This window comes from Clostridium sp. LIBA-8553, from assembly GCF_057782465.1.
The window spans coordinates 2,575,058-2,587,404 of record NZ_CM173489.1; the positions used below are offsets into that span (position 1 = coordinate 2,575,058).

Consider the following 12,347-nt stretch of genomic DNA (forward strand, 5'->3'; position numbering starts at 1 on the left):
GAAAGGAAAGAAAATAATGGCTTTAGACGGTATTTATTTATATAACTTAATAAATGAACTAAAAGGTTCATTAATAAATTCTAGAATCGATAAAATAAATCAACCTGAAAAGGATGAAATAATAATAAATGTACGTGGAAAGGAAAATAAAAAACTTTTAATTTCCTCTAGTTCCAAATACCCTAGATTACATTTTACTACAATAAATAAGAATAATCCATTACAACCGCCTGTTTTTTGCATGGTATTAAGAAAATATTTAACTGGTGGAAGAATAATAGATATACATCAACAATCTACTGATAGAATTGTTTCAATAGACATAGCAAATAAAGATGAACTGGGCTTTGATAGTGTATACACTTTAGTCATCGAAATAATGGCTAGACATAGTAATATATCTCTTGTAAGAAAAAGAGATAATAAGATTATGGAATCAATAAAGCATATAACAGCAAATAAAAACAGCTTTAGAGTTCTTTATCCTGGTGTAAGCTATGTGTTTCCTCCTGCTTCTGAAAAATTAAATCCTTTTGACTTTTCTAAAGAGGATTTAAAAAATGCATTAAGCAAAAATAACAATGAACTAGATGAGAAGATTTTTTCCAAACTATTAACTGGTGTTGGCAAAAATCTCTCCTTTGAAATGTATTCATTATTTACAAAGCAGTTTGGTGATTCTTATGTTTTTGATGACATATTTAATTTTATCTCTGAATACTTCAAAAACATATTTAATGATATACAAAATATTATATTCTATAGAAATGAAAAAATTATAGATTTCTATTTTAAAGATTTATCTATTTTAGATGACTGCACTAAAGAACTTTATGAAAATAGTAGTGAGCTTCTAGATGCTTTCTTTGCTAATAAGGATAAACAAGATAGACTTCATGCTAAAAGTGCAGACATACAAAGATTAGTAAACACAAATATAGATAGATGTTTAAAAAAGATCAAGGTTCTTGAAAAGACTTTAGAAGAATGTGATAAAAAAGAAGATTTTAAGATTAAAGGTGAACTCCTAACATCTTATATTTATAGTGTAAAAAAAGGTGATAAATCTGTTGATGTTTTAAATTATTATAGTGAAAATGAAGAATATCTAACTATTCCACTTGATGAAAATAAGACACCATCTGAAAACATTCAATTTTACTTTAAAAAATATAATAAACTAAAAAAAGCTGAGGAATCTGCTTTAGAGCAACTAGCTATAAATGAAGATGAACTTAAATACTTAAACTCAGTTTCATCAAGCATACAAGTTGCAGATAACTATGATGATATAGATGCAATAAAAAATGAACTTATAGAAACTGGCTATGTAAGATTTAGAAGAAATAACAATAGCAAAAAGAAAGAAAAACAATCTAAGCCTTACCACTACGTTTCTTCTGATGGAATAGATATTTATGTTGGTAAAAATAATATTCAAAATGACTATTTAACTTTAAAGTTTGCTGATAAAAATGATACTTGGCTTCATACTAAAGATATACCTGGTTCTCATGTAATTGTTAAAAGTTCAGATGTTCCAGATAAAACTTTAGAAGAAGCTGCCAACCTAGCTGTTTTCTACAGTAAAGGAAAAGGTGGCACTAAAATTCCTGTAGACTATACATTAGTTAAAAATGTAAAGAAACCTTCTGGTTCAAAACCTGGAATGGTAATCTACTCAACTAACAAAACAGTCTATATGGATTCACCAAGAGAAATAACTCTAGACAAACTAAAGTAATAACTTATTAAGGTCTATAGCAAAATTTAACAACAAAACTTATAAATATATTCTGAGAATTACTGGATTTCACTAAGAATTTATAGCTATTATTCCGAATATTTTACTAAAGCTCAGAACTCCCGTTGGTCAAACAACTTCGCTTATTAACGTAAAATCTTCTCCATAATAGCTTAAATTCTAAAGTTCATCCAGATATTCTCTTCATACTATTTATAAGTTTTGTTAAATTATCTTGCTATAGACCTTTTTTGCTGTTAAGTTATAATAAATCTCTAAAAAAACTATATAATTACTATGATAATATAAAAAGCCTATAAATGAATTGATTTTTAATAATAAATTCATTTATAGGCTAAAATATACTTTATTTAAAATACATTATAACCCTCTATATTACTTTTTAAGATTATTATCTAGATATTGATAGTAATAGCATAAAATTCTACCATTATAAAGTTTTCTGTTTTTAGTAGCTTTTCTACAAAATTCTTTTTGGAAGTCTGGAGATGCTGTTAGGATATTAAAATCCCAAGTATCTAATTTTTCTTTAACTTCTCCGAAATGCTTATTAAGTTTTGAAACAACTTCTTTTTCACCTATTCTCTCACCATATGGTGGGTTTGTAATCATATATCCATACTTCTTCTTAGTTGAAAAATCAAAGAAGTTTCTTTTTTCTAAGGTTATGCAGTCAGTTAATCCTGCTTTCCTTACGTTATTTTTAGCTGTGCTTAATACCCAGCTATCTATATCATAACCAGTTATATCTAGAGGAATTTTCTTTATAGATTTTTCTGCTCCCTCTCTAACTTGATCCCATATTTCCTTATCCATTGAAGGCCAAGTTTCAGAAACGAATTTTCTATGTAATCCTGGTGCTATATTTCTAGCTATCATAGCAGCCTCTATTAATATTGTTCCAGAACCACAACATGGGTCTATAAGAGTTTGCTCTCCTCTCCATTTTGATAATAAAACCATAGCTGCTGCTAGAGTTTCTTTAAGTGGTGCTTGCCCTGAGTGTTCTCTATATCCTCTCTTATGTAAGCCTTCTCCTGATGTATCTATTGTTAATGTAACAACATCCTTTAAAAGTCCAACTTCTATTTTATAAACTGGACCATCTTCTGAGAACCACTCTTGACCGTAGCTTCTACTCATGCTCTTAACTACAGCTTTTTTAACTATTGATTGACAGTCTGGAACACTAAAAAGTTTTGACTTAACAGACTTACCAACAACATGCATTTTACCATCTACAGGTATATATTGACTCCAATCAATCTCTACAGTTTTATTAAATAACTCTTCAAAGCTTTCAGCCTTAAATTCAGCTACTTTTATTAAAACTCTATCTGCAGTTCTAAGCCAAAGGTTTGTTATGGCAATATCCATTTCGTCCCCTTCAAAGTGAACTCTTCCGTTTTCTGTTTTTAGGTCTTCATAACCTAATTCTTTTAATTCCTTTGCAACCACAGCTTCTAATCCAAAAGTCGCAGTAGCTATTAAATTATAATCCATAGCTTTACTCCTTAGTTTTCATTTTCATATATTTCAACTGAATCAATACCATCAATTTCATTGATTTGAACTTTTATTATTTCATCCTTTGATGTAGGTATGTTTTTACCAACATAGTCTGCTCTTATTGGTAATTCCTTATGTCCTCTATCTACTAAAACAGCTAATTGAATAAATTCTGGTCTTCCTTGATCCATTATAGCATCAATAGCGGCTCTAACTGTTCTACAAGTATATAAAACGTCATCAACTATGATAACTTTTTTTCCTCTTATATCTATATCTATTCTAGGATCATTTAAATTTGGTTTATCACTAATATTAGTTAAATCATCTCTATATAATGTTATGTCAACACTTGCAACCGGAACCTTTATGCCTTCAAATTTTTCTATAAACTTTGATATTCTTTCAGCTAATGGGTATCCTCTTCTTTTAATTCCAACAAGAACAATATTATCTACACCCTTATTTTTTTCTATTATTTCATGTGAAACTCTTGTAAGTGCTCTTCTTATAGCATTTTCATCTAATAAACTTGCCTTAAGATGCATATTTTAGCAACCCCCTAATTTTTCTATAATTTTTTCAAAGTACTCTGGTAATTGTGAATCAAACTCTACATATTCACCAGTAGTTGGATGAATAAATCCTAATGTTTTAGCATGAAGAACTTGCCCTTCTTGACTTAACTTCTTTTGTTTCTTTAATCCATAAACAGTATCTCCAAGTAATGGATGACCTATAAATGCCATATGAACTCTTATTTGATGAGTTCTTCCTGTTTCTAATGTACATTTAACAAGTGAACATGAATTAAATACTTTAAGAACTTCATAATGAGTTACTGCCCTTTTTCCCTCTTTAACCACAGCATATTTTAATCTATCCCTATGATGTCTTCCTAAAGGCGCATCTATTGTGCCACCTTCTTTTTTAAATCTTCCCTCAACAATAGCATAATATTCTCTTTTTATACTGTGATCTTTAAATTGCTCAGCTAACTTTTGGTGAGCATTATCATTCTTAGCAATAACTAATATTCCAGAAGTGTCTTTATCTATTCTGTGTACTATTCCAGGTCTTATAACTCCATTTATGCCAGATAAATCATCACAATGATGTAGTAATGCATTAACTAAAGTCCCAGTATAATTACCTGGTGCTGGATGAACTACCATTCCCTTTGGTTTATTTACCACTATTATATCTTTGTCTTCATAAACTATATTTAAAGGTATATCCTCTGCTTCAACTTTTAATTCCTCTGGTTCCGGTATTTCTAATTCTATAACATCATTAGCTGAAAGCTTATATTTTCCTTTTTCAACTTTTCCGTTAATTAAAACTTTTCCATCATCAAAAAGGCCTTGTATAAAGTTTCTTGAAACTCCATCTATTTTTGAAGCTAAAAATTTATCAGCTCTTATGCCTTTTTCTTCTTCCGTTATTTTTATCACTTCTTTATTTAAACTCATAGTTTTATTTGCTCCATTCTAAAGTAAATATTTAAAGCTATATCTTAAATATTATATAATAACATATTAAATTTCAACAAGTAATTAAGCAAAAAGAAAAATCTCACCTTAATTAAAGTGAGATTTTCTAATAACTAGTCTTCAGCAAAGAAACTCTTAATTTCATTTACATCATCAAAATGTGTTTCTTCTTCATAGATGTCTTTAAGTTCAGTCTTCTCTTCTTCAAAGTCAACTTTTATTCCTTGCTCTTCTTCATCTTCTGGCTTAGTTATATTAAAGTTCTTTACGAAATCTTTCTCTAAATCATCAAAAGTATCTATCTGGAAGTTCATAAAACTTCTAAACTTAGCTCTGAACTTTGTAAACTCTTGCTTAACTCTATCATACTCATCATTGATTTGTATAACATCGTTATGAGCCTTATCTAATATTCTTTGAGCTGTATCATTAGCACTCTTGATTATTACATCAGCTTCTTTTTGAGCATTAGCTTTTGCTTGCTCAGCTGTGTTTTGAGCTAATAATAAAGTGTTTTGAATTGTATTCTCAATTTTACTATAATGCTCTATTTTATCGTTAGAATTTTCAAGCTTCTCTTTTAATGAAGTGTTTTCTTTAAAAAGAGCCTCATATTCTTCGACTATTTGGTCTAAGAATTCATCTACTTCCTCTGGACAATAACCTCTTAAAACCCTTTTGAACTCCTTGTTGTTAATATCCATTGGGGTCAATTTCATATAATCACACTCCTATGTATACTTAAATACTGTCAATTTTAATCTACCACTCTTCGTTGTCCCAAAAATGTTACTTATCTTAAACTTTCCAATTCCTCTTATGGTAAGTCTTGAATCTTCTGAAACTTCTTTGCTCTTATCTTTTGTTGTCCTATAGTCTAGAAGAACACTTCCAGAGTTTATAGCATCTAAGGCTTTACTTCTTGATATGTTCCCCAAGGCTGCAACTATACAATCTAACCTCTTAGAAGTTACTATTACATTTTTTTCTTCATAGCTAGGTTTAGGTATCTCATCCAAATCATAAATTATTTCACATTTACAATTAAGATTTCTTATCTTATTTAAATTATTAATTAAAAAGTCAATTATACTGTGATGAACAGCAACATAGCAGCCATCTTCTCTTAAAATTAAATCACCTATTTTATTTCTATTTATGCCTAAAGCCATAATAGATCCTAAATAGTCTTTGTGCTCTAATTTTGAAAACTTAGTATTACATTGAATCTTTAAAAGACTTATTGGAAACTCGTCATATTCTTCTTTATTGAAGGCAATAACCCTTCTTTCCCCATCCTCAAAAAATCCAAAACTCTCAACATTTACATCAAAGAAATTCATTTCTTGAAGAGTGCTCCATACATCTGGAGTATAAAACTCATCAGTAAATACTGAAATATTTTTTGTCCTAGCTAAATTAAATCTTTCGAAAAGTTTTAATGCTTCAAACTCTTCTAAATTTAATAAATTTATAAAATCTTTTTTATTCATATTATTTTGAAGCCCAGTTGAACATTCCTTTATTGCTTAACTCACTCTTTAATTCGTTACTTACTTCAACGTTTGAAGGTGATACTATAAATACTCCTTTTTCAACCTCTTGAAGTTCTCCACATAATGCATAGCAAGCTCCACCAACGAAGTCTATTAATCTTTGAGCTGTTCTAAGCTCTAATGAAGTTGTGTTTATAACAACTATTTTTCTATTTTTTAATGCAGTACATATTTCAGTTGCATCATCATAAACTAATGGTTTAGTTATCATTAATTTAGCTGTATTAGCTGTGTGAATATTTACAACCTTACCATTTTTCTTAGAAGATAATACTGGAGCAAAAGTTTCTTCTTCTTCCATTACCTCTTCTTCTTCCATTACTTCATCTTCATCTTCAAATTCATCAAACCCTAAAAAACTCTTCATTTTATTAACCATTTTAGACATACTCATATCCTCCTAATCTTATTTATATATTCTTTCGCCAAAAATTCCTTGGCCAATTCTAACCATATTACTTCCTTCTTCAATAGCAATCTCAAAGTCACCTGACATTCCCATTGAAAGTATATTCATTTTTATATTTTTGAAATTTCTTTCTTTTAAGTCACAAAAAAGCTTATGTGTCTTATTGAAATAATTTCTACACTCTTCTTTTGTTCCCTTTGGAATTATAGTCATAATACCTAAAACATTAACATTATTGCAGGCTTCAATAGCCTCTATAAGTTCATCTAACTCTTCTTCCAAGATACCATATTTCTGTTCTTCTCTTCCTATGTTAACTTGAATTAAAGTATTGGCAGTTTTATTATGTTTACCATATACTTTTTCTATTTCTTTTAATAATTTCACACTATCTAATGATTGTATAAGATGGACTTTATCAACTATATATTTCACCTTATTAGTTTGAAGATGTCCTATTAAATGCCATTCTACATCTTGATGAAAATCATCAAATTTCTTCAATATTTCTTGAACTTTATTTTCACCAAATTTTCGAATACCAAATTCATAGGCTTCTTCCATCTCTTCAATAGTTCTTGTTTTAGATACAGCAATAAGTTGAACGTTGTCTGGAATTTTTTCTGTAATTTTTATTAATTTTTCTTTAATATCCACTTTTACTGTCTCCTTTAATTATATATTACATTATATTCTTCTCTATAGGAATAGAAAATCCTTCTTTTTTGTACAATTTTTTTACAAAATGTAATTATTATTTCCCCTTAGATTTCATATATTTAGGATTCATATCACTTATATATGCTGGCATGGTAATATCATCACTTTTTGTTATTTGAACCTTTATCCCTCTATTCATAAGAGTCTTAATGTAACTTCCATCTCTCATAATTTGATTTTCTAATTTTTCTGGATCACCTATAACATTAACATAAAATGGAGCTGGTATTTTAACACCATTCATTCTTAAAAACTGTCCTCCACAGTATATTTCTGTATTATATATGATTCTTTGATTGTTTATAGATATTGCTTCTGCTCCTGCAGCTTTTAGTTCATTTATTACCTTTATCATATCATCGTCATGTATGGTTCTTAAAAGCCTCATAAAGTCATCAACTACTTCTCCATTAAATGCTTCTCCACCATCTTCCAAAACGATTTTCAAGCCTGATCCTTTAACATCTGTTAAACCTGCAAGCATTAAATTATTATTTAATTCCTCTATCATATCATCAGAAATCTTATTGCTATCTTCATCATGTTTAGAATAATTATTTATTTTCTTTTGTAATTCTCTATTACTCTCTTTTAACTTTGATATTTCATTATAAAGATTGTTTCGTTTATTATAAGCATCCTGATATTCTTTAGCATTTAATACCTTTGTAGTCTCTGTATCACCAAAACTTATATTCATAGATATTAAAAGTCCTACTATAACGGAAGCTATAAATATAAAAATAGTAAATTCTCTATTTTTCAAAGCCCCACCTCTTTATCGTTCTTTACTTTTCTCTAATAATATCCTTCTTATAGCTGCAAAGTTATTAAATATTCTACTACCAAAAACAATAACGGCTGCAAAATATAATGGTATTCCTAATTTATCTCCTAGGTATGCTAATAAAGCCGCTAAAGCCGCATTTCCAAAAAAACCTGATATAAAAACATCTGCTTGAAACTCTTTTTTCAAACTAGCTTTTACAGCCCCAAACACAGAATCTAAACAGGCAACTATTGCTATAGATAAATATGGTGAAAATTTATCAGGTATGCTTCCTGGAAATATAACTCCTATTATTATACCTACTAAAAGCCCAATAAATACTATCATTCAATCACCTTCCTAATCAACCTTTTTTAAATACTCAGAAGATAGGTTTTGAGTAGTTTTAGGTATTGTAATTGAATCCTTCTTCTCATATTTATAATCATAATTACCGCCTAATACCCCATAGTCCATTTCTCCTGGAAAATCAATTCCTTTTATTATGTTATCTTGGTTTCCAATAACCTTTATTGTTAAACTCTCTCTTGGAGAAATTCTTTCATTATTTCCTATCCAAATAAAATTACTTGCATTTTTTATTCCTGTTTGAGGAGTTATTCTAATATCATTAACTGAAATAGCTTCTGCTCCTGAAAAATCTAATAAGTTTAATATATGAACAATCTCATTTTCACTTATATATTGAGGATCCTTTGAAGTAAGTAATGGTGACTTCGGTGTTATTGATAAAATTATTCCAGGCCCCGTAACCTCTTCAGTTCCTAATATCATTCTACTTTCATCTAATTGTTCTTTTATTTTATTATTTACATCTCCTTTAGATGTAGCTGCTTCCTCCATCTCTTTTAATCTTTTATTTAAAGAGTCATTGTTTTTTTGAAGTTCTTCTTTTTCTTTTTTAAGTCCATCTATTTCAGCCATTATGTCATTTTGATTATAATTTTCTATTATATTTTTTTCTTTATTATTTATCATTTTAAATTGATAAGTTAATAAAAAACCTAACAAAGCACAAACTATTCCAATGATAATTTGTGAAGACAACTTTTTCAAAAAGCACTCCTCCTTAATTTTCTTTGTATATTACAGGATTCCCATTAAAGCTTATGTTTATATAACCTTTTTCAAAATTTCCTACTGGATCGTTTAGTATATTAATCATCTTATTTAATTTTTCCTCTAAGCCATCAGTTCCTCCTAGTAGTATTTGCACCTCTCCTTTATTTATAACAATATTATTAAGGTTGGATACATCTATAGAGTTAACTTTTACTTTGCCTTTATTTAAAGCTTCTCCTATTTGCTTTAAAACTTCCACCTTTTCTTTATCAGTGCTCATAGGCTCTCCTAAGAATCTATTTTCCACATTTAACCCAGTTAGCATAGGCAATTGTAATCCCTCTGTAGAGTTCTTCTTTTCCATTATGACTAGATTTTCATTTAAAACATAGAAATCTGCACCATCATTTACGATAAAAGTTGCATTTCTTTCTTCTACGTTTATTGTTAATTGATCTGGAAGTTTTCTTGATAGCTTAACATCTTTTATATATGGATTACTTAATATTTTCTCTTTTAAAGCTGATGTATTAAGTAAAAATATATTTTGATTTAAAATATCATTTTCTTGTATTACCTTTTCTTTAGTTATAACATTATTGTTGTTTATATTAACCTTTTTTATATTAAAATAAGGTGTTTTTATTAGAATTAAACCTAATACAACAATGAGTATTATACTAATTAATATAACCTTTTTTCTAACCTTTTTTCTTTTCTTTTTTAATATATAATCATTTATATTCGTATCCATAATTCTCCTTAATACTTTATTTTGCATTTCAATATCAATAATATCATTTTACTAGATTTTTTTCATTAATTTTTTAAGAAAATCTTAATAATAATAAAAACATTACTGCAAGAAATTCCACATATTTTCCCTTTGTTTTTATAAAAAAATAAAGGCGTACAAAACGCCTTTAATCAATATTTTTATTTCCTTGTCTTGATATATTAAGTAGAATTCCCATAGCCATCAGGTTAAATACTAAGGCGGTTCCTCCATAACTTATAAATGGAAGGGGAACACCAGTAACTGGCATTGATCCTGTTACAACGGCAATATTAATTATAGCCTGAACTCCTATAATTGAAGTAATACCTACAGCTAATAAAGTTCCGTATTCATCTTTAGCACTCATAGCTATTTTTATTCCTCTATAAACAAATATAACAAATAGTATAATTACTACTGTACAGCCTATTAACCCTAATTCTTCTCCTATTATTGAGAATATAAAGTCATTATGTGGCTCTGGCATGTATAGAGTCTTCTGTCTAGATTGACCTATTCCAAGACCAGTAACTCCACCTGCTCCTAGAGCATAGAAAGATTGAATAAGCTGATATCCATCACCAGCTGGATCTTTCCAAGGATTTATAAAGTTCATCATTCTGGCTACTCTATATGGCTCTATTAATGCAAAGAATAGTCCTGCTACAACCATTCCTGGTGCTATTACACCAAACATAAATCTTTTTCTTGCTCCAGCCACAAAAACCATTATGAAAGTAACAAAACCTGTTACAGCAGCTATACTAAGGTTCTTTTGTGCAAGTATAAGAGCAGCAAAGAATCCTCCGACTAAGAAACATGGAACTATTCCCTTCCAAAACTCCTTAATCTGCTCCCCCTTATTGGTAATCATATAAGCAAGTATTATAACTACTGCATACTTAGCAAGCTCCGATGGCTGGAAAGATAGTGGCCCTAATCTTATCCATCTTTGAGCTCCCTTTACCGGTGCAAAAGCATAAACAGCCACTAATAATATAGGTGTTACTATGATTAATGGAACTGTAAGTTTTTTAAGCTTATGGTAATCAAAGTTTGCTATTATAAACATAGCTATTAACCCAAGAATAGCAAAAAGTCCTTGCTTCTTTAAATAAGCCATACTATCCCCTTCATTAACCATAGCAAAATATGAACTTGCACTATAAACCATAATTACCCCAATAGCAAGTAATATTACTATTGTGTATAAAAGACCTAAGTCAATTTGACCATATCTAGATTTAGTAGTCTTTTTTTTCTTCATTTAAAAACCTCCTATTTAGGAATTTTCTAAAGTGAAGCAAAAGCAATGAAGCAAAATACTACTGTTATTATAGAGAATACAGAAACTATCTTTGTTTCACTCCAACCTAATTGTTCAAAATGGTGATGTATTGGAGCCATTTTGAATATTCTTTTACCCGTAAGTTTGAATGAAGTAACCTGTAATATAACAGAAAGTGTTTCTATTACATAGATAATTCCTATGAACACTAGTATTAAAGGCATTTTTAATATTAAAGCTACCATTGCTACAGCTCCTCCTAAAGCAAGAGAACCTGTATCTCCCATAAATACTCTAGCTGGAAATGCATTAAATCTTAAGAATGCAAGTAATGCACCAGCTAAAGCAACGCAGAATATTGCTAAACTTATGTGTCCTAAATTATAACTAACTATTCCTAAAAATGTTGTTACTAAAACAGTAACTGATGTAGCTAATCCATCTAATCCATCTGTTAAGTTTACTGCATTTGTTACCCCTGCAAAGTAGAACATTACAAAAGGTATATAGAATAATCCTAAGTTAAATTGACCATCTAAGAATGGTATATTAATGCTAGTTCCTATATATTTATAAGCATACCAAGTTAAAAATCCTGATACGATTAATAGTAAAATCATTTTTTGTCCTGATGTTAATCCTTCATTTTTCTTCTTAATTATCTTTAATAAGTCATCTAAGAATCCTACAAAACCAAATCCTACAAATGCATATAAAGCTACCATTGCTTCATCTGTTGGATTCCCAACCATAATAAACATTGTTATAATAGTTGCAAATATAAATATTAGTCCACCTATAGTTGGTGTTCCAGCTTTTTTTAAATGACTCTTTGGTCCCTCTGCTCTAATGTTTTGTCCAAATTTTAGTTTATGTAGTAGTGGAATTATAATAGGTCCTAATATTGATGCTACTATAAAACTTATCACTATCGCCATTACTATCTTGGGATCTATCACTGACTTTAAAATTTCCAT

14 protein-coding genes are annotated in these 12,347 nt (G+C 29.1%); 1 reads left to right on the forward strand and 13 read right to left on the reverse strand.

Annotation, left to right across the window (positions count from 1 at the left end):
* The first annotated feature begins 16 nt into the window (after positions 1-16).
* Positions 17-1,744, forward strand: a complete 1,728-nt coding sequence (locus AC2JAQ_RS11485) for an Rqc2 family fibronectin-binding protein (protein ID WP_488456569.1) — start codon at positions 17-19, stop codon at positions 1,742-1,744.
* Positions 1,745-2,140: 396 nt separating this feature from the next.
* Here AC2JAQ_RS11485 and AC2JAQ_RS11490 read toward each other — a convergent pair whose 3' ends face one another.
* The 13 genes from AC2JAQ_RS11490 to mraY form a co-directional block, all read right to left on the reverse strand.
* On the reverse strand, positions 2,141-3,268 hold the full coding sequence (locus tag AC2JAQ_RS11490; protein ID WP_488456570.1) for a THUMP domain-containing class I SAM-dependent RNA methyltransferase: 1,128 nt from the start codon (positions 3,266-3,268) through the stop codon (positions 2,141-2,143).
* A gap of 11 nt (positions 3,269-3,279) precedes the next feature.
* Positions 3,280-3,822 carry a bifunctional pyr operon transcriptional regulator/uracil phosphoribosyltransferase PyrR gene (gene pyrR / locus AC2JAQ_RS11495; RefSeq protein WP_488456571.1) on the reverse strand — a complete coding sequence of 181 codons (543 nt, stop codon included), beginning with the start codon at positions 3,820-3,822 and terminating at the stop codon, positions 3,280-3,282.
* 3 nt (positions 3,823-3,825) lie between these two features.
* A complete protein-coding gene (locus AC2JAQ_RS11500) occupies positions 3,826-4,746 on the reverse strand; it encodes an RluA family pseudouridine synthase (RefSeq protein WP_488456572.1) in 921 nt (306 codons plus the stop codon).
* 134 nt (positions 4,747-4,880) lie between these two features.
* Entirely contained in the window at positions 4,881-5,486 is a 606-nt protein-coding gene (locus AC2JAQ_RS11505; protein ID WP_423237666.1) for a DivIVA domain-containing protein, read from the reverse strand.
* A gap of 12 nt (positions 5,487-5,498) precedes the next feature.
* The gene (locus AC2JAQ_RS11510) at positions 5,499-6,260 is read right to left on the reverse strand and encodes a YlmH family RNA-binding protein (RefSeq protein ID WP_488456573.1); all 762 of its coding nucleotides are present in this window, start codon (positions 6,258-6,260) and stop codon (positions 5,499-5,501) included.
* Position 6,261: 1 nt separating this feature from the next.
* A complete protein-coding gene (locus AC2JAQ_RS11515) occupies positions 6,262-6,711 on the reverse strand; it encodes a cell division protein SepF (protein ID WP_423237669.1) in 450 nt (149 codons plus the stop codon).
* Between the two features lie 18 nt (positions 6,712-6,729).
* Complete coding sequence (locus AC2JAQ_RS11520) at positions 6,730-7,389, reverse strand: YggS family pyridoxal phosphate-dependent enzyme (protein WP_488456574.1); 660 nt, start codon at positions 7,387-7,389, stop codon at positions 6,730-6,732.
* 97 nt (positions 7,390-7,486) lie between these two features.
* Entirely contained in the window at positions 7,487-8,218 is a 732-nt protein-coding gene (locus tag AC2JAQ_RS11525; protein WP_488456575.1) for a DUF881 domain-containing protein, read from the reverse strand.
* A 12-nt stretch (positions 8,219-8,230) separates the two neighbouring features.
* Positions 8,231-8,569 (reverse strand): small basic family protein, encoded by a 339-nt coding sequence (locus AC2JAQ_RS11530; RefSeq protein ID WP_488456576.1) that lies wholly within the window; start codon positions 8,567-8,569, stop codon positions 8,231-8,233.
* A gap of 12 nt (positions 8,570-8,581) precedes the next feature.
* Complete coding sequence (locus AC2JAQ_RS11535; RefSeq protein WP_488456577.1) at positions 8,582-9,298, reverse strand: DUF881 domain-containing protein; 717 nt, start codon at positions 9,296-9,298, stop codon at positions 8,582-8,584.
* Between the two features lie 13 nt (positions 9,299-9,311).
* Positions 9,312-10,058, reverse strand: a complete 747-nt coding sequence (locus tag AC2JAQ_RS11540; protein WP_488456578.1) for a cell division protein FtsQ/DivIB — start codon at positions 10,056-10,058, stop codon at positions 9,312-9,314.
* Between the two features lie 169 nt (positions 10,059-10,227).
* Positions 10,228-11,349: a stage V sporulation protein E gene (gene spoVE / locus AC2JAQ_RS11545; RefSeq protein ID WP_488456579.1), complete on the reverse strand. Its 1,122-nt coding sequence runs from the start codon at positions 11,347-11,349 to the stop codon at positions 10,228-10,230.
* Positions 11,350-11,375: 26 nt separating this feature from the next.
* Positions 11,376-12,347 (reverse strand): phospho-N-acetylmuramoyl-pentapeptide-transferase, encoded by a 972-nt coding sequence (gene mraY, locus AC2JAQ_RS11550; protein ID WP_488456580.1) that lies wholly within the window; start codon positions 12,345-12,347, stop codon positions 11,376-11,378.

Bases quoted from the DNA above. Each gene is read 5' to 3' on its own strand.
- AC2JAQ_RS11485 (WP_488456569.1), top strand. From the start codon at position 17: ATGGCTTTAGACGGTATTTATTTATATAACTTAATAAATGAACTAAAA.
- AC2JAQ_RS11490 (WP_488456570.1), bottom strand. From the start codon at position 3,268: ATGGATTATAATTTAATAGCTACTGCGACTTTTGGATTAGAAGCTGTG.
- pyrR (WP_488456571.1), bottom strand. From the start codon at position 3,822: ATGCATCTTAAGGCAAGTTTATTAGATGAAAATGCTATAAGAAGAGCA.
- AC2JAQ_RS11500 (WP_488456572.1), bottom strand. From the start codon at position 4,746: ATGAGTTTAAATAAAGAAGTGATAAAAATAACGGAAGAAGAAAAAGGC.
- AC2JAQ_RS11505 (WP_423237666.1), bottom strand. From the start codon at position 5,486: ATGAAATTGACCCCAATGGATATTAACAACAAGGAGTTCAAAAGGGTT.
- AC2JAQ_RS11510 (WP_488456573.1), bottom strand. From the start codon at position 6,260: ATGAATAAAAAAGATTTTATAAATTTATTAAATTTAGAAGAGTTTGAA.
- AC2JAQ_RS11515 (WP_423237669.1), bottom strand. From the start codon at position 6,711: ATGTCTAAAATGGTTAATAAAATGAAGAGTTTTTTAGGGTTTGATGAA.
- AC2JAQ_RS11530 (WP_488456576.1), bottom strand. From the start codon at position 8,569: ATGATAGTATTTATTGGGCTTTTAGTAGGTATAATAATAGGAGTTATA.
- AC2JAQ_RS11540 (WP_488456578.1), bottom strand. From the start codon at position 10,058: ATGGATACGAATATAAATGATTATATATTAAAAAAGAAAAGAAAAAAG.
- spoVE (WP_488456579.1), bottom strand. From the start codon at position 11,349: ATGAAGAAAAAAAAGACTACTAAATCTAGATATGGTCAAATTGACTTA.
- mraY (WP_488456580.1), bottom strand. From the start codon at position 12,347: ATGGAAATTTTAAAGTCAGTGATAGATCCCAAGATAGTAATGGCGATA.